The organism is Streptomyces scopuliridis RB72, from assembly GCF_000718095.1.
Lineage (GTDB): Bacteria > Actinomycetota > Actinomycetes > Streptomycetales > Streptomycetaceae > Streptomyces > Streptomyces scopuliridis.
The window spans coordinates 304,192-320,140 of sequence record NZ_JOEI01000018.1; the positions used below are offsets into that span (position 1 = coordinate 304,192).

Annotated in this window: 17 protein-coding genes and 1 riboswitch; of the genes, 11 read left to right on the plus strand and 6 right to left on the minus strand. The window is 72.5% G+C overall.

What is annotated here, in order from left to right; genetic code table 11:
• Nucleotides 1–15 precede the first annotated feature (15 nt).
• The 4 genes from IF11_RS0123835 to IF11_RS0123850 form a co-directional block, all read right to left on the minus strand.
• Nucleotides 16–1,599 carry a cobyric acid synthase gene (locus tag IF11_RS0123835; protein WP_030353748.1) on the minus strand — a complete coding sequence of 528 codons (1,584 nt, stop codon included), beginning with the start codon at nucleotides 1,597–1,599 and terminating at the stop codon, nucleotides 16–18.
• Nucleotides 1,596–2,624, minus strand: coding sequence for a cobalamin biosynthesis protein (locus tag IF11_RS0123840; RefSeq protein ID WP_051746155.1), 1,029 nt, complete (start codon nucleotides 2,622–2,624; stop codon nucleotides 1,596–1,598). The genes IF11_RS0123835 and IF11_RS0123840 overlap by 4 nt, the downstream gene beginning before the upstream one ends.
• 33 nt (nucleotides 2,625–2,657) lie before the next feature.
• Nucleotides 2,658–2,800, minus strand: a riboswitch (cobalamin riboswitch).
• Between the two features lie 179 nt (nucleotides 2,801–2,979).
• Complete coding sequence (locus IF11_RS0123845) at nucleotides 2,980–3,207, minus strand: hypothetical protein (protein WP_030353750.1); 228 nt, start codon at nucleotides 3,205–3,207, stop codon at nucleotides 2,980–2,982.
• Nucleotides 3,208–3,238: 31 nt separating this feature from the next.
• A complete protein-coding gene (locus IF11_RS0123850; protein WP_030353751.1) occupies nucleotides 3,239–4,522 on the minus strand; it encodes an inorganic phosphate transporter in 1,284 nt (427 codons plus the stop codon).
• 176 nt (nucleotides 4,523–4,698) lie between these two features.
• Here IF11_RS0123850 and IF11_RS0123855 point away from each other — a divergent pair, with 176 nt between their 5' ends.
• From IF11_RS0123855 to IF11_RS0123865, 3 genes are all read left to right on the plus strand, one after another.
• A complete protein-coding gene (locus IF11_RS0123855) occupies nucleotides 4,699–5,361 on the plus strand; it encodes a class II aldolase/adducin family protein (protein ID WP_030353752.1) in 663 nt (220 codons plus the stop codon).
• A gap of 93 nt (nucleotides 5,362–5,454) precedes the next feature.
• Nucleotides 5,455–6,582 carry an alpha/beta hydrolase gene (locus IF11_RS0123860; RefSeq protein WP_030353753.1) on the plus strand — a complete coding sequence of 376 codons (1,128 nt, stop codon included), beginning with the start codon at nucleotides 5,455–5,457 and terminating at the stop codon, nucleotides 6,580–6,582.
• A gap of 437 nt (nucleotides 6,583–7,019) precedes the next feature.
• Entirely contained in the window at nucleotides 7,020–8,327 is a 1,308-nt protein-coding gene (locus IF11_RS0123865; protein ID WP_030353754.1) for a hypothetical protein, read from the plus strand.
• A gap of 90 nt (nucleotides 8,328–8,417) precedes the next feature.
• Here IF11_RS0123865 and IF11_RS0123870 read toward each other — a convergent pair whose 3' ends face one another.
• Nucleotides 8,418–8,834, minus strand: a complete 417-nt coding sequence (locus IF11_RS0123870; protein ID WP_030353755.1) for a VOC family protein — start codon at nucleotides 8,832–8,834, stop codon at nucleotides 8,418–8,420.
• 243 nt (nucleotides 8,835–9,077) lie between these two features.
• On the opposite strand from IF11_RS0123870, the gene IF11_RS41635 reads away from it, so the two are divergent.
• The 4 genes from IF11_RS41635 (at nucleotide 9,078) to IF11_RS0123890 (ending at nucleotide 13,257) form a co-directional block, all read left to right on the plus strand.
• Nucleotides 9,078–10,025, plus strand: a complete 948-nt coding sequence (locus tag IF11_RS41635; protein ID WP_078490879.1) for a hypothetical protein — start codon at nucleotides 9,078–9,080, stop codon at nucleotides 10,023–10,025.
• Nucleotides 10,026–10,123: 98 nt separating this feature from the next.
• A complete protein-coding gene (locus IF11_RS0123880; RefSeq protein WP_030353757.1) occupies nucleotides 10,124–11,722 on the plus strand; it encodes an ABC-F family ATP-binding cassette domain-containing protein in 1,599 nt (532 codons plus the stop codon).
• Between the two features lie 391 nt (nucleotides 11,723–12,113).
• A complete protein-coding gene (locus tag IF11_RS0123885) occupies nucleotides 12,114–12,335 on the plus strand; it encodes a helix-turn-helix domain-containing protein (RefSeq protein ID WP_030353758.1) in 222 nt (73 codons plus the stop codon).
• A gap of 130 nt (nucleotides 12,336–12,465) precedes the next feature.
• Complete coding sequence (locus tag IF11_RS0123890; protein WP_030353759.1) at nucleotides 12,466–13,257, plus strand: enoyl-CoA hydratase/isomerase family protein; 792 nt, start codon at nucleotides 12,466–12,468, stop codon at nucleotides 13,255–13,257.
• An 84-nt stretch (nucleotides 13,258–13,341) separates the two neighbouring features.
• On the opposite strand, the gene IF11_RS0123895 is transcribed toward IF11_RS0123890, so the two are convergent.
• Nucleotides 13,342–14,085 (minus strand): hypothetical protein, encoded by a 744-nt coding sequence (locus tag IF11_RS0123895; protein WP_030353760.1) that lies wholly within the window; start codon nucleotides 14,083–14,085, stop codon nucleotides 13,342–13,344.
• 94 nt (nucleotides 14,086–14,179) lie between these two features.
• On the opposite strand from IF11_RS0123895, the gene IF11_RS0123900 reads away from it, so the two are divergent.
• From IF11_RS0123900 to IF11_RS0123915, 4 genes are all read left to right on the plus strand, one after another.
• Nucleotides 14,180–14,671, plus strand: a complete 492-nt coding sequence (locus tag IF11_RS0123900; RefSeq protein ID WP_030353761.1) for an Asp23/Gls24 family envelope stress response protein — start codon at nucleotides 14,180–14,182, stop codon at nucleotides 14,669–14,671.
• Between the two features lie 61 nt (nucleotides 14,672–14,732).
• Entirely contained in the window at nucleotides 14,733–14,924 is a 192-nt protein-coding gene (locus tag IF11_RS0123905; protein ID WP_030353762.1) for a hypothetical protein, read from the plus strand.
• Nucleotides 14,921–15,277: an Asp23/Gls24 family envelope stress response protein gene (locus IF11_RS0123910; protein WP_030353763.1), complete on the plus strand. Its 357-nt coding sequence runs from the start codon at nucleotides 14,921–14,923 to the stop codon at nucleotides 15,275–15,277. The genes IF11_RS0123905 and IF11_RS0123910 overlap by 4 nt, the downstream gene beginning before the upstream one ends.
• Nucleotides 15,274–15,945 carry a DUF6286 domain-containing protein gene (locus tag IF11_RS0123915; protein ID WP_030353764.1) on the plus strand — a complete coding sequence of 224 codons (672 nt, stop codon included), beginning with the start codon at nucleotides 15,274–15,276 and terminating at the stop codon, nucleotides 15,943–15,945. Before IF11_RS0123910 ends, IF11_RS0123915 begins: the two co-directional genes overlap by 4 nt.
• Nucleotides 15,946–15,949: the final 4 nt, after the last annotated feature.

A 15,949-nucleotide genomic window follows, 5' to 3' on the forward strand; every position in this document is an offset into this window, starting at 1 on the left:
CTTCGAAGATGGTCGTCATGGCGCTCCCGGCGGAATGAAGGGCAGCCCCACGGGCGCCCCCTCCTCGATCAGGCGCATCAGCGCGTCCGTGTCGGCGTGCTCCTCGATGAGGTCACCGAGCAGGTCGAGCTGTTCCTCCCGCAACGCGCCGAAGCTCGTGCCGGGCGCGGGGACGAAACGCCGGCCCGCGGTCCGCGCCACCTCCGTCAGGAACCGCCGCCGGAACGCGTCGCTCTCCAGCGCCCCGTGCCAGTGCGTGCCCGTGACGGCCCCCACGCGGCAGCCGTCCAGCGCCCGCCCGTCGGCGTCGGAGACAAACGCGTCGCCCCCTCGTACCTCGGCGACACCGTGATGGATCTCGTACCCCTCCACCGCCTCACCGAGGGCCAGGCCCACCGGTCTGGCCAGGGTCTTCTCACGGGCGAACCGCACGCGTACGGGCAGCAGTCCGAGGCCGGGCACCGCGCCCGCCCTGGACTCCACCTCGTCGTCGATGTGCTCGCCCAGGAGCTGGTAGCCGCCGCAGATCCCCAGCACGGGGCGCCCCTCGGCGGCCCGCCGGGCGAGCGCGTCGGCGAGCCCGCGCTCGCGCAGCCACGCCAGCGCCTTGACCGTGCCGCGGGTGCCGGGCACCACCACGAGATCGGCGTCGGCCAGCTCCTCGGGCCGGTCCACGAACCGCACGACGACCCCCGGCTCCGCCGCCAGCGCGTCCACATCGGTGAAGTTGGACATCAGCGGTACGGCGCAGACCGCGACCCGCAGCACGTCCTCGCCGTACGGGGGAGCCGCCGGCGACTCACGGACGGCACCGCGCACCGACACGCGCAGCCCGTCCTCCTCGTCGATGCCCAGACCGTGCCGGAACGGCAGTACGCCGAGCGTGGACCGTCCCGTGAGCCCGCGGAGCATCTCAAGACCCGGCTCCAGCAGCGAGACATCGCCCCGGAACTTGTTGACCAGATAGCCCGCGATCAGCTCCTGGTCCTCGGGGGACAGCAGCGCGGTCGTCCCGAAGAACGAGGCGAAGACGCCGCCGCGGTCGATGTCCCCGACCACCACCACCGGGAGCCGCGCGGCCCGCGCGATGCCCATGTTCACGATGTCGGTACGGCGGAGGTTGATCTCGGCGGGGCTGCCGGCCCCCTCGCAGATCACGGCGTCGTATGTGCCGCGCAGCTGCTCCAGACACTCCAGGACCGGCCCGAGCAGGGACTGCTGCCGCCCCCCGTGCAGCGTCTTCCCGGGGGACGCACCCCCAGACCCCCCGAAGAAACCCCTGGCACTCATCTCGCCCACGGGCCGCCCCATCAGCACCACTTGGCTGCTGCGGTCACCGCCCGGCTTCAGCAGGACCGGGTTCATCAGCGCCGTCGGCTCGACCCGGGCCGCCTGGGCCTGCATCGCCTGGGCCCGGCCGATCTCCGCGCCCTCGCGCGTCACGAACGAGTTCAGCGACATGTTCTGTCCCTTGAAGGGCGCGACCTTCACCCCACGGCGCACCAGCCAGCGGCAGATCCCCGCCGTGACCACGCTCTTGCCCGCGTCGGAGGTCGTGCCCGCTATCAGCAGCCCCCCGCCGCGCCCGCCCCGGCTCATCCGCGTCCCCTTCTCGAAGCCCCACGGCGTATCGCGCGGCGCGCGAAGCCGTATCCGAAACGGCCCGCCACACAGACCGCGAGCGCGGCCCCGGTCACCCGGCGCGACAGCCGCACGGCCCGCTCGATGTCCCCGACCTCGACCGACCGCCCCTCGCCGTTCAGTACGGGCCGGTGCTCCACCCGTCCGCCGTACGCGAGCGTCCCGCCCAGCCGTACGCCCAGCGCGCCGGCGAACGACGCCTCCACCGGGCCCGCGTTGGGGCTCGGATGCTTACGGGCGTCCCGCCGTACCGCCCGCAGGGCCGCGCGCGGCTCGCCGCCGACCCCGCCGGCCAGCGCACCGGCGAGTACGGCGGTCAGCCGGGCGCCCGGCCATCCCGCGACATCGTCGAGCCGGGCCGAGGCCCAGCCGAACCGGCGGTACCGGGGCGAGAGATGACCCACCATCGCGTCCAGCGTGTTCACGGCGCGGAACCCGGCGAGCCCCGGCACCCCCGCCACCGCCCCCCACACCAGCGCGCCCACGACCGCGTCGGAGGTGTTCTCGGCGACCGACTCCACGACGGCCCGCGCGATCTGCTGTCCGTCCAGCGCCTGCGGGTCACGGCCGCACAGATGCGGCAGCCGCTCCCTGGCCCGTTCGATGTCCCCGGCGGCGAGCGCCGCGCCGATGGCCCCTGCCTCCCGCCCCAGTGACGTGCCGCCGACCACGGCCCAGGTGGCGGCGGCGGTCAGCGTCACGGAGGCGGTGCGACGGTCCCGTACACCCCGGGCCGCCAGCGCCGCGAGCCCGACGGCTCCTCCGGCGCACACGGCGGTGTGCAGTGCGCCCCAGCCCCGGTGGTCACGCCAGAGCGTCCGCTCGACGGCCGTCGCCGCCCGGCCGAACGCCGCGACGGGATGGCCCCGGCGCGGATCGCCGAACAGCAGGTCGCCCAGGAGGCCCACGGCGGCGCCGTAGGCGAAAACACGCTCGGCGGCCGGACCCCGGCCGCGCACGACGGCCGAACGGCGGCCAGGCATGGCGAAATGTCCTCACTCAGGGTCCGCGCCCCGGCTCGACGTGATGCGGCGGCGAGAGTTCCTGGCTCCTGGAGACGGGGCTCGCAGTGACAGTGGCGGGACCGCGCCGGATTCGCACCGGCTTCCTCTTCTGCCGTCGTAAATGGCCCCGGAAGTCCACCACGCAGCGCGAACACCCGTCAACTCATCCCTGACCAGCGACGGGACAGTGTGCCGAGCCCCACACGGCACGCCCGCCCCGCGGACACCGAAGAACCCGCGGACACCGAAGAACCGGCCCCGGCGCGTGACGGACGCGCCGGGGCCGGCCCGGGTCGAGGTATTCCGGTCGTTCCGGTCGTTTCCCGTCGCCCGGTCAGGCGACGATCAGATAGATCCCGTACGCGACGGCCGCCACGCAGAGCGCGAAGCAGGTGTACGCGCCGACGCGCGCCAGCGCCACGGAGCCGGTCGCGCCCTGCGCGCTCGCCGACTCCTGCTTGGCGAGGCCCACGATGCCGAGGGTGAACAGGCCCACGAGAGCGACGGTGGCCACGAGGCTGACCCCGAAGACGGAACCGAGTGCTGCCCAGTCGATGTTCATGCGGTTTCTCTTCCTTGCGCCGTGGTGGTCGTTACACCGTGGCGGTTCGCGCGGGCTCGCCCGCGGGGTCCGTGGGGCCCGGGGCCGGGATGGTGGTCGACAGTTCCTGCGCGGCACCGGCCGTGGGCGGCGGGGTGACGGCCGCGATGGCGGTGGTGACGACGCCCGCCGGCTCGCCGGTCCCGGCGCCTTCCGTCATGCCGTCGGCCGCGGCCTCGTTCTCGTTCACATTGGTGTGGTCGACCGGACGGCGGCGCGAGGCGAGCCAGATCGCCCCGGAGATCGCGACCAGCAGGACGGCGACGACCGCGATGCCCCAAGTGCCCTGGCCGGTCAGGAACTCGGCCCCGGCGGCGACCAGGCCCGCGGCGGGCAGGGTCAGCCCCCAGGCGATGAACATCCGGCTGGCGGTCGACCAGCGGACCACACCGCCCTTGCGGCCGAGGCCCGCGCCCATCACGGCGCCGGAGCAGGACTGGGTGGTGGAGAGCGAGAAGCCCAGGTGCGAGGAGGCCAGGATGACGGTCGCGGCGCTGGTCTGGGCGGCGAAGCCCTGCTGCGGACGGAGATCGGTGAGGCCGGTGCCCATGGTGCGGATGATGCGCCAGCCGCCGAGATACGTACCGAGCGCGATCGCCATTCCGGCCGAGACGATGACCCACATCGGGGGGTTGGAGCCGGGGGCGAGGACGCCGCCGGTGACCAGCGCGAGGGTGATGACGCCCATGGTCTTCTGCGCGTCGTTGGTGCCGTGGGCGAGGGAGACGAGTCCGGCGGAGGCGATCTGCCCGGCGCGGTAGCCCTTGGCGGTCGCCTTGTCGTCCGTACGGCGGCCGATGCGGTACGTCAGCCTCGTCGCGAGCAGCGCCGCGAGACCGGCGACGACCGGCGCGGCGAGCGCCGGGATCAGCACCTTCGTGATGACGACGCCGCCGTTGACCCCGGAGGTGCCGACCGACATCAGGGTGGCGCCGATCAGGCCGCCGAAGAGTGCGTGGGAGGAGCTCGACGGAAGGCCGAGCAGCCAGGTGAAGAGATTCCACAGGATGGCGCCGACGAGCGCCGCGAAGATCACTTCGGTTCTGATGCCCTGTTCGTTGATGAGTCCGCCGGAGATCGTCTTGGCGACCTCCACGGACAGGAACGCGCCGACGAGATTCAGGACGGCGGACATGCCCACCGCGACCTTGGGCTTGAGAGCGCCGGTCGAGATGGTCGTCGCCATCGCGTTCGCGGTGTCGTGGAAACCGTTCGTGAAATCGAACACGAGAGCCGTCACGATCACGATCGCGAGCAGCAGCGTGATGTGTTCCATTGACCCAGGACCCAGGCAATCTTTTGACGTCGGTGGCCTCGGTGAACGTAAGGAGTCAGGGTGAACGGAAGGTGAACTGGGCTCGTCTTTGCGGTGTCCCCATGTGTGGAGAAATCGACCGCCTGTTCCGTGGGAGTGCCCTGGGCGCTGTCGCTCCCGCCTGACAGGATTCTCTTATGACTGATCAGCAGAGTCGGGACGCGATAGCCGAGGCCTGGTGTGAACTCATCACCACCGCCCGGAGAACAGCAGGTGAAGGGCTCGTCGTTGGTACATCGGGCAATGTGTCGGTACGGATCGGCGAGCTGATCCTCGTCACGCCGAGCGGGGTCCCGTATGACCAGCTCACTTCCGACGACACCGTCGGCGTCGACCTCGACGGACAGCAGGTCCTCGGCGATTTCACCGCAACGAGTGAGCTGCCGCTGCACCTCGCCGTTTACCGGAACACCTCCGCGACGGCCGTGGTCCACACCCACGCGGTGCACGCCACCGCCGTCTCCACCCTCGTCCCCGAACTGCCCCTGATCCACTACATGGCGGCGGCCCACGGCGGCCCCGTCCGGGTCGCGCCCTACGCGCTGTACGGCTCGGACGAACTGGCCGCCCATATGCTGCACGCCCTGCGCGACCGGAACGCCTGTCTGCTCCAGAACCACGGCACGGTCGCCTACGGCGACAGCCTCGCCCAGGCTTACGACCGCACGGCCCAGCTGGAGTGGATGTGCCGCCTCTGGCTCACCGCGAGCTCGCTCCCCGGTCGTACCCCGACGCTGCTGACCGAGGCTGAGCTGGATGAGGTCGGACAGAAGCTGAAGGGGTACGGGCAGCGGGGCTGACCAGCGCTTTCGGCGGGGCGTTCGGCAGGGCCCCGGCACTCCGACGGACGCCGCCGGCTGGCCGGGCGCGGCCGGGGTGACCACACTGGGAACGTGCGCCCCGCCAAAGCGACGGCAGCGGCCGTCTCCACACTGATCGGCGTCGGCGCGGCCGCGTTCGCGGCCGGCCGGTACGCCAGTGACGCCGCGCTCAAGACGCCGCCAGGCCGTCCGCTGCCGGGCGACCCCCGCCTCACCGTGCATGCCACGGCCGCCGGACAGATCACCCTGACCCGCTGTCTCGCCTCCCTGCGCCCCGGTACGTACGGGATCGAGGGCCCCGGCGTCCACGCGGTCGTCGGGCCCGTCCTGGACGATGTGGAGCACGCCGCGGACACCGTGGTGCGCCGGCTGGAGCGCGTCAGCCACGGCACGCTCGCCCCCGGCGCGCGCGTACGCCTCACCCCGCAGGTCCACAGCGGCGATCCCACCTCCGCTCTCGGCCTCGACCACAAGGACGTGATGATCCCGGGCGAACTCGGCGCCCTCCCCGCCTGGTTCGTGCCCGGGGTGCGCGACACCTGGGTGATCACCGCGCACGGCCTCGGCACCACCCGCGAACACCCCATGAACATCATGGAATTCCTCGCGGAACAGGAACTTCCGGTACTCGACCTCGCCTACCGCGGCGATCCCGGAGCGCCCCGCTCCCCGGACGGCCTCGGCCACCTCGGCGAGTCCGAATGGCGCGACCTCGACGCGGCGATCCGCTACGCGGTCCGGTACGGCGCCGAGCGCGTCGTGCTGCACGGCTGGTCCACCGGCGCCTCGATGGCCCTGGGCGCGGCGGCCGGCTCCGCGCTCCGCGCCCGGATCGCCGGGCTCGTGCTCGACTCGCCGGTGCTGGACTGGGAGGCCACCCTGCGGGCGCTGGCCACCGCCCACCGCGTCCCCGCGCCGCTGCTGCCGCTCGCGGTCCGGTCGGCCCAGGGCAGGGCCGGACTCGACGGCGACCGGCTGCGCCAGGCCGCCGACCCCGGCAACCTGAACATCCCGACGCTGATCTTCCACGGCCCCGACGACACCCTCGCGTCCTGGAACCCCTCCCGCGAACTCGCCGCCCACCGCTCCGGTCTGATCAGCCTGCACGCCGTCGCGCACGCCCCCCACGCCGCCATGTGGAACGCGGATCCGGCCGGCTACGAAGAGGTGCTCCGCCGCTTCCTCACCCCCCTGATGTAGCGCCTGACGGGGCTTGTGCGGCGCCGGACGCGGCGGGCGCGCCCCAGGGGTGCCGTGCCCAGGGGTGCCTTACGGGTGACTAACGGATCTTTCCGGCATGCGGCGCCGCGGTGGAATCCGATACGGCGCCCGACGCTCCGCTTCGCCTCCTTCACGCACACCTTGCGGCCCACCGGGTCCACGTGTCGCGGAGTGCTACATCAGCTGTCCTCTCCCTTTCCAGCAGGCATCTTCCTTCCCTTCCGTGCCCTCCGGCACCCCCGTGGAACGGGCCCCTTCCGCCCTTCCCGTACCGCTGGAACAGGTTCCGTTTGGGCTTTCGGGCGGTCACCGGGAAGACTGCCCCCGTGACGTCCCGAAAGCCTGATGAGCAATTGGCGCGCAACTCCAGACTCCGACTCGTCCGCCCGCGGCCGTTGACCACGGCCCGACGGGCTGTGACCGACGGGCGCAGCCGGCCGGCACCCCGGCCGCCCGAGGGCACTCCGCCCCCGGCGGAGCTGGCCCGTCAGGCGAGAGCGGTCCTCGCCGACGCGGTACGGATCGCCCGCTGGGCGGCCGGCGACCGGGACCCCGGCGCGGGTCCGCTCGACGCGGCGACGGCCGAACGGGCCGCCGAGGCGCTGGAGTTGACGCCCGACCAGGTGCGCGCGGGCTGGGACCGCGCGCGGCTGGCCGGACTCGTCGAGCTGCACGGCACCGCCGTACGGCCCGGCTGGCGGCTCCAGGCATGGGACCGCGACGACAGCGCCGTCCAGCGCGGCTGGGTGGCCCTCTTCGACGCCTGGTCGCTCGTGCACCCGGCCCCCGACGATGTCGCCGCCTCCACGGTCGCGGAGGTCGTCGAGGCCGTCCCCCAGGTACTCTCCCTTCTCCAGCTCTCCGCGGGCCCCGTGCTCGTACCGGCCCTGCTCGACCTTCTCCAGCAGCGGGTCGCGGAACTCCACGAGGAGCGCTGCGAGGTGCCCTACGGCCCGCGGCCCGCCCCCGTCGAGCCCCCGGCGCCCGAACCGCCGGCCGACGAACTCCTGCCTCCACTCCTCGACTGGGCCCTGGAAGGGCTGGCCGCCGTGGGCGCGCTGACCCTGGGGAAGGGTCAGGCGACCCTGACCCCGCTCGGCAACTGGGCGGTCTGGGTCAAGCTGGAGCAGATCTGCGTCGCCGCCCAGAGCCCCGCGGGCAATATCGAGCAGTCCGCCCAGCACATGCTGCGCGGCTGCGCCCGGCTCACCCCCGGCCCCGCCCGCGCCGAATACCGCGCCTGGCTCGCCGCCCGCACCGTCGGCAGCGCGGTCACCGAACTGCTCGCCGTCGCCCGGGGAGAGGACGCGCTGCTGCGCGGGCTCGCCTTCGAGGCGCTGCGCGTCGTCGGCGCCCCAGCCGAGGGGGAGGTACGGGCCGCGGCGACGGACTCCTCACTGCGCCCCTACGCCCTGCTCTGGCTGGCGGAGTACGAGGGCGCCGACCCGGAGGACGCCGCCGACGTCCTCACCCGCGAGGAGTCCACCTGGCTCTGGGTGGACACCGCGGCGGCCGTCGCCGACCACGGCGAGAGCGATCTGCTGGTCCGTCACCTGGACTCCGCCGTGCAGGGCAACGTGCCCGCGCTGCTCGACGAGGTCAGGGCCGTCGGCCACCCCCGTACCGTCCAGGTCCTGGTCGCCCTCGCCGCCGCGCACCCGGATCCGGCCCTCGCCAAGGCGGTCCGCCGGGCGGCCTTCCAGGTGCACACCGGAGGAGCCTGACCCGGCCGGCGGGCCACGCGCCGCACGACGGAGGCAGGGACCGGCCCCGCCGGCCCTGTCCCGCCCGCCGTGGCCGCGGTCCGCCACGACCTAGCCGCCCGCGCCCGGCGCGTACGTCCCGAAGCTCCATATGTTTCCCTCGGCGTCGCGGGCCATATAGTCCCGCGAGCCGTAGTCCTGGTCCGTGGGCACCATCAGGATCTCGACGCCGTGCTTCGCCGCCCGCGCGTGGTGCGCGTCGACGTCCTCGACGACCACGTAGACGCCCGCCGGGCCCGCGTCGCCCATTGCCTTGGCGAAGATGCCCGCCCGGCCCTTCGAGCCCAGCATCACCACGCCGTTGCCGGACGCCAGCTCGGCATGGAGGACCTCGCCGTCCTCGCCCTCGTACACCCTCAGCTCGGTGAACCCGAAGGCGTCCGTCAGTGTCCGGATGGCCGCCTTCGCGTCCCTGTACAGGATGGTCGGGTAGATGCTCGGTACTCCGGCGCTCGCTGCTCCGGTCATTTTGATCACTCCTTCGCGGGCTCGAATGTGACGCGGATCTCAGTCTCGCACCGGCCACTGACAATCGGCCTCGGATGCCGTTCCGGCCCCGCCCGGCCCGCATCCGAGGCCGAACGGGGGATGTGCCCCGCCGCCCCCGCCGTGTCGCGGGGCGCCCCCGCCCCGCCCGCGCGGCCCGTGGCTACGCTCGCGCCTGATCGAGGCCACGTCCTGGTGATCTACCAGTGGTACCGAGGGAGAACAGTGACGGCTCTGCCGACGACCACGGCGCCGGACCTGCTGCCCGGCGCGAGAACGGGCGGCGGTCCCCAGGACGACGCCGATTCCCCGCCCGCCGATTCCCCGCATGACGGCCTCCCGTCCGGCAGTGCCCGGCGCCCAGGCCCCCGGTCCGGCGGGCAGGGCCGTCCCCGGTACAGCCCGCGGCGCCGCGCCCGCCTCCTCCGCGCGGCCCTCTCCGCCGCACTCGCCGTCCCGCTGGTGACCGCCGCCCACCAGTCCAGGCACCCCTTCGACGACCGCCTCACCGTGCACACCACTGCGGCGCCCGGACCCCCCGCCGCCCAGGAGCCCGTCCTGCGCACCTCGGGCCCCCGCGTCGAGGCGCGCGACCCGCGCTCGGGCACGCTCCGCTGGGTCCATGAGCGCACCGGCAGCCGCCCGCTCGCCTTGGCCGCGGGGCCCGGCCACGCCTTCGCCCTCTGGAGCGACGGCCTGGTCACCGACACCGAGCGCGTCACCGGCTCCGCCGTCCGCTGGCACCGCGCCCTGCCCGGTCTCGCCGACTGGCTGGCCGCGGGATCCGGCCGCGCGGCGGGAGTCCTCCAGCCCCTCGCGCCCGGCGCGCGCATGCTCGCCGTCGTCACCCCGCAGCGCATCGCCGCCTTCCGGGCCGGCGACGGCGATCTGCGCTGGGTGCTGCCCGCCGCCCGCGGCTGCGCCTTCGATCCGGGCCGGTACGTCCGTACGGCCGGGATCCTGCTGGTCGCCCAGCCCTGCCCCGGACACACGAACTGGACCGCCGAATTGATGGCGGTCGACGACCTCGGCCGGATCGTGCCGGGCCGCACCCCGCTCCGTAACGATCTCCCGCACGATCCTCCGAACGATCCCCCGAGCGGTGTCTCGAAGGATCTCTCGGACGATGTCCCGGGGGACCGGCCAGAGAAAGCAGTTGCGCGACCCAGTTAGACTGGCCCGCATGGCATTTCTCCTTGTGCATTAGCCGGCGTCGAAGAATCTCCTCCGCCTGCCCTCTTCCGCCGTCCATACCGCCCTGGAGTCTTTCCGTGATCACCGCAACCGGCGTAGAGCTGCGCGCCGGCGCCCGTGTCCTCATCGAGTCCGCCTCATTCCGTATCGCCAAGGGCGACCGCATCGGTCTGGTCGGCCGCAACGGAGCCGGCAAGACCACGCTCACCAAGTGCCTCGCCGGCGAGGGCGTCCCCGCCGCGGGCACCATCACCCGCTCCGGCGAGGTGGGTTATCTGCCGCAGGACCCGCGCACCGGCGACCTCGACGTCCTCGCCCGGGACCGCATCCTGTCCGCGCGCGACCTCGACTCCGTACTGAAGAAGATGCGCGAGAACGAGGACCGGATGGCGAACGGTCAGGGCGCCACCCGCGAGAAGGCGATGCGGAAGTACGAGCGCCTGGAGACGGAGTTCCTCACCAAGGGCGGGTACGCCGCCGAGGCCGAGGCCGCCACCATCGCCGCCGCGCTCGGCCTGCCCGACCGGGTGCTCGGCCAGCCCCTCCATACGCTCTCCGGCGGTCAGCGCCGCCGTGTCGAGCTGGCGCGCATCCTCTTCTCGGACGCCGACACCCTGCTGCTCGACGAGCCCACGAACCACCTCGACGCGGACTCGATCGTCTGGCTGCGCGATTACCTCAAGACGTACCGCGGCGGCTTCATCGTCATCTCCCACGATGTCGAACTGGTCGAGACCGTCGTCAACAAGGTCTTCTACCTGGACGCCAACCGCTCGCACATCGACGTGTACAACATGGGCTGGAAGCTCTACCAGCAGCAGCGCGAGGCCGACGAGAAGCGCCGCAAGCGCGAGCGCGCCAACGCGGAGAAGAAGGCGTCCGCCCTGAACTCCCAGGCCGACAAGATGCGCGCCAAGGCCACCAAGACCGTCGCCGCGCAGAACATGGCCCGCCGCGCCGAGCGGCTGCTGTCCGGCCTTGAGGAAGTGCGCCAGTCCGACAAGGTCGCCAAGCTGCGCTTCCCCGAGCCCGCGCCCTGCGGCAAGACCCCGCTGACGGCCGAGGGACTGTCGAAGTCGTACGGCTCCCTGGAGATCTTCACCGATGTCGATCTCGCCATCGACAAGGGCTCCCGGGTCGTCATCCTCGGCCTCAACGGCGCGGGCAAGACCACGCTCCTGCGGCTGCTGGCCGGGGTCGAGAAGCCGGACACCGGCCAGGTGACCCCCGGTCACGGCCTCAAGCTCGGCTATTACGCGCAGGAGCACGAGACCCTCGACCCGGAGCGCTCCGTCCTGGAGAACATGCGCTCCTCGGCCCCCGACCTCGACTTGGTCCAGGTCCGCAAGACGCTGGGCTCCTTCCTCTTCTCCGGGGACGATGTCGACAAGCCGGCCGGGGTGCTCTCCGGTGGCGAGAAGACCCGGCTGGCCCTGGCCACCCTGGTCGTCTCCTCCGCGAACGTCCTGCTGCTCGACGAGCCGACGAACAACCTGGACCCGGCCAGCCGTGAGGAGATCCTCGGCGCGCTCCGTACGTACAAGGGAGCGGTCATCCTCGTCACCCACGACGAGGGCGCGGTCCACGCGCTGGAACCGGAGCGGATCATTCTGCTGCCCGACGGGGTCGAGGACCTCTGGGGAGCGGACTACGCGGACCTGGTCGCGCTCGCCTGAGTACCCCCTGCGAGTGGGGGTGCCCGGGGCCCGGTGATGAGCTGTCGCCACATGATCCACGCGCTTGATCGACTCCGTATGGATCATTTCGGCTCAACAGTGATCCCTCATCTGTGTGAGTGCGTCTCGTACCACGGCGTGGTGCGCGGCGGATCGGGCCGATCGCACCATGATCCGCGCCGTCTCCCGCGCGGTGGCCCTGACCTGGCACTTCGCCCGGAGCTTTGGGTAAAGGTGGCGATGATCGCGTAAGGAATACGCGATTCCGGTCGTGTTCCAAGCCTGGAGCCGGGTAAAGCTTGTCGTGCGGACCTTGCCGAATGGGTGGCCAGGAAGCCCGCGAGGGGTGATCATGAGAAGTCCAGAGCGCACTTCCCATGAGGAGGCACGGGTGGCCGAGACTCTGAAGAAGGGCAGCCGGGTAACCGGCGCCGCGCGCGACAAGCTCGCGGCAGACCTGAAGAAGAAATACGACAGCGGTGCGAGCATCCGGGCGCTGGCCGAGGAAACCGGCCGCTCCTACGGATTCGTCCACCGGATGCTCAGCGAGTCCGGAGTCAATCTGCGGGGACGCGGCGGAGCGACGCGAGGCAAGAAGGCCGCATCGGCCTGACGACCGAGCGCGACTCCTCCTGGCCACCGGTTCGGATGGTGGCCACCCGGGTCGATCGGACGATCGCCCAGGTGGTTACTGTGCAGTCACTTAGCTCAGCTTTCCCGACTGCCCGAACCGGAGGCGCCCCATGACTTCGCTCGAACCAGTACTCGACAAGGACGGCGTACGGCTCACCATCGAGGACGCGGTTGCCACGGTCACACTGGCCAACCCGGCGAAGCGCAACGCCCAGTCTCCCGCTCTGTGGCGGGCGTTGACGGAAGCCGGAAGGTCACTGCCGGGCAGCGTGCGGGTCGTTGTGCTGCGGGGCGAAGGGAAGTCCTTCTCCGCGGGACTCGACCGGCAGGCGTTCACCCCCGAGGGGTTCGACGGCGAGCCGTCCTTCCTCGATCTCGCGCGGGAGTCCGACCAGGACCTCGACGCGGCGATCGCCGAGTACCAGGACGGGTTCGTCTGGCTGCGCCGCCCCGACCTCGTCTCGATCGCCGCCGTTCAGGGGCATGCGATCGGGGCCGGCTTCCAGCTGGCTCTCGCCTGCGATCTGCGAGTCGTCGCGTCCGACGTGCAGTTCGCCATGCGCGAGACGAGCCTCGGCCTGGTCCCCGACCTCACCGGCACCCATCCGCTCGTCGGACTGGTCGGCTACGCCCGCGCGTTGGAGATCTGCGCCACGGGCCGGTTCGTGCAGGCCGAGGAGGCGGAGCGTACGGGGCTCGCCAATCTGGTGGTGCCCGCGGACGAACTCGACGCGGCGGTGAGCGATCTGGCGGGCGCGCTGCTGGCCGCGCCTCGGGACGCGCTGATCGAGACCAAGGCGCTCCTTCAGGGCGCGGCCGGTCGTACCTTCGAGGCCCAGCGTGCCGCCGAGCGCGCCGCGCAGGCGCGCCGGCTCCGCGACCTGGCGGGCCTCGCGGACTGAGGGTCCCGTACGCGCGCCCTCACGAGGTCTCGCGGATCGACGGCCTGCTCGCGCGCCCCCACGCGGTTTCGTCACGGTACTGGCTCAGCCCTTCCGACCCACTGCCGTGACCAGGACGGCCACCGAAGGCGCGCCCGGCAGCTCCGCCGTGAGTCTTGCCCGTACCGCCCGCGCCACCTCCAGCGGGCGGTGCCCGGCCGCCGTCGCCAACTCCAGCCGGACATGTCCCGGAGTGGTGACCACCGCGCCGCCCAGCGTTCTGGTCGGATACGCGACGCCCGGGACCGCTGCCGCCAGCAGCTCCGGCTCGCCCTCCGGGGCGGCGGCCCGTACGTCGGCCGGCCGTCCCTCGTCCGGCCCAGCGGGCGCGGCTCCGTCCCGCGGTCTCTCCAGGGCTTCTCCGGAGGGATCGAGCAGGGCCGTCACCCGTAGATCGACCTCCTCGACCCGTAGCCCCAGCCGCTCCGTCGCACAGGCGAACAACACCCCGCGCAACCGCTCCGCCACAGCGGGCAGCGGCTCGGCGGGGCCCGCCGCGAACTCCCCGTCGATCCGTAGCGGACCGGGCGGCAGAGCGCTGGGCGGGGGCGGTACGGCGGGGAGACCGGCTCCGTCCGGATCGGTCAGCGAGAGCCGCAGCCGGCCGAGCACGGCACCCGCCACCCCCGCCGCTGCCAGACGCAATTCGTCCGTCGCCGCGCGCTCCGACAGCCACGCGCCGTCCCGCGCCCCGCCCAGCGGAAGCAGCCTGCCCAGGCCGAGTCGTTGTCGTACGGCGGCCGCCCATCCGCCGGTGCCGAGCCCATCGGAACTGTGCGCAGTCGTCATTCCTCCAGCCTGCCGCATCCATGGGGCGGGACGGGGCAAGCGCACCTAGTGTGGGCAGCGGAGTCCACCACCGCCCGGGAAGGAACGAATGGCGATGTCAGACACCGCACCCCGTAACCAGTCCACGCCGTCAGGCAGAAAGCTGTCGGCCGACGAGGGGGGTAGTAGCCCCGTCACCAAGCGTGGCGGCGGACCCCCCGCATCCCGCGGCCGAACCACCATCGCCGACGGCGTGGTGGAGAAGATCGCCGGCCTCGCGGCCCGCGACGTTCTCGGCGTCCACGCCATGGGCAGCGGCATGTCCCGCACCTTCGGCGCCGTACGCGAACGGGTCCCCGGCAGTGCAAAGTCCGTCAGCCGGGGCGTGAAGGCCGAGGTCGGAGAGGTACAGACGGCGCTCGACCTGGAGATCGTCGTCGACTACGGCGTCTCGATCACCGAAGTCGCCGCCGCCGTACGGGAGAACGTCATCTCGTCGGTCGAGCGGATGACGGGACTGGAGGTCGTCGAGGTCAACATCGCGGTCATCGACGTGAAGTTGCCCGACGAGGAAGAGGACGAGGAGTCGGAAACACGGCTCCAGTAACGTCCGTACGCGGAGTTACGTACCGTACGCGACCGGCAGCGGAGTGGAAGAGGAGCGGCACATGAGCATGGCGGTGGTCGGCCTGTTGGCCGGTATGGCGCTCGGATTCGCCGGGTACTTCGGTGGCTTCGGGGCCTTTGTGCTGGTGGCCGCGCTGGGCGTGATCGGGTTCGTGGCCGGGCGCTTCCTGGATGGCGATCTCGAACCCGGCGATCTCTTCCGCAGTCGCGACCGCGACGACCGGCGGCGGTGACGTGCGTGGCCGTTGAGCGGGTGGCGGCCGGCGAGCGCGGGGCGACCACGATCGCCGACCGGGTCATCGCGAAGATCGCCGCACAGGCGGCCAGGGAGGCGCTGGACGCCGTACCGGAAGGCGGCGCCGCGCCGCACGCCACCGTCACGGTGCACCACGACAGCGCGCGCGTACGGATCGGTGTCGAGCTGGAGTATCCGACCGACATCGGCCGGCAGTGCGGGGCCGTACGTCTCCGCGTCGTCCAGCGGGTCAAGGCGTTGGCGGACATGGATGTGCCGGAGGTGGTGGTGCGGGTGGAGCGGCTGCACTCCGACCGGTCGCGTCTCGCGGCGCGGGGGAGGCTCCGATGAGCGGACCCGCGCCCGAGGGGCGAGCCGGGGGTACGGAGCGGGGCGGCGGCGTGGAGGAACGGGACCCGCCGGACCCCGCCACGCGCTACGAGCCCAGGCCCACGCTGTCGGACGACGACGGCGAACGGGCCGGACGCTTCTGGTCCACGCGCCGGATCCCCGCGGGGCTGGCCGCGCTGGTCGTTCTCGGCGCGGCGGGACTGCTGCTGTACGACGTCGCGGCGGTACGGGCCGGCCAGCACGCGATGTACTGGCGCCGCGCGCTCGCCGCGCAACTGGCCAGGCAGCCGCTCGACGAGCCCTGGGTGCTGGTGGCCGCGGGCGTCGCGATGGCGCTCGGCCTGTGGCTCCTCGCGCTCGCCCTCACCCCCGGCCTGCGCGGACTGCTGCCCATGCGGCGCCACTCCCCGCTGGTACGGGCCGGCATCGACCGCGACGCCGCCGCGCTGACGCTGCGCGACCGGGCCATGGAGGTCTCGGGCGTGCAGTCCGCGCGGGTACGGATGGGCCGTTCCAAGGTGAGGCTGCGGGCCGTCTCCCACTTCCGCGAACTCGACGAGGTACGGGACGACTTGGACACGGCGCTCAGAGCCGGCATCCGCGAACTGGGCCTCGACCGGGCGCCGGCGCTGACGATGCGTGTCCGCAGGCCCGTCAAGAAGAGGTGAGGTG

Bases quoted from the DNA above. Each gene is read 5' to 3' on its own strand.
- IF11_RS0123835 (WP_030353748.1), bottom strand. From the start codon at position 1,599: ATGAGCCGGGGCGGGCGCGGCGGGGGGCTGCTGATAGCGGGCACGACC.
- IF11_RS0123840 (WP_051746155.1), bottom strand. From the start codon at position 2,624: ATGCCTGGCCGCCGTTCGGCCGTCGTGCGCGGCCGGGGTCCGGCCGCC.
- IF11_RS0123845 (WP_030353750.1), bottom strand. From the start codon at position 3,207: ATGAACATCGACTGGGCAGCACTCGGTTCCGTCTTCGGGGTCAGCCTC.
- IF11_RS0123850 (WP_030353751.1), bottom strand. From the start codon at position 4,522: ATGGAACACATCACGCTGCTGCTCGCGATCGTGATCGTGACGGCTCTC.
- IF11_RS0123855 (WP_030353752.1), top strand. From the start codon at position 4,699: ATGACTGATCAGCAGAGTCGGGACGCGATAGCCGAGGCCTGGTGTGAA.
- IF11_RS0123870 (WP_030353755.1), bottom strand. From the start codon at position 8,834: ATGACCGGAGCAGCGAGCGCCGGAGTACCGAGCATCTACCCGACCATC.
- IF11_RS0123890 (WP_030353759.1), top strand. From the start codon at position 12,466: ATGACTTCGCTCGAACCAGTACTCGACAAGGACGGCGTACGGCTCACC.
- IF11_RS0123895 (WP_030353760.1), bottom strand. From the start codon at position 14,085: ATGACGACTGCGCACAGTTCCGATGGGCTCGGCACCGGCGGATGGGCG.
- IF11_RS0123900 (WP_030353761.1), top strand. From the start codon at position 14,180: ATGTCAGACACCGCACCCCGTAACCAGTCCACGCCGTCAGGCAGAAAG.
- IF11_RS0123905 (WP_030353762.1), top strand. From the start codon at position 14,733: ATGAGCATGGCGGTGGTCGGCCTGTTGGCCGGTATGGCGCTCGGATTC.
- IF11_RS0123915 (WP_030353764.1), top strand. From the start codon at position 15,274: ATGAGCGGACCCGCGCCCGAGGGGCGAGCCGGGGGTACGGAGCGGGGC.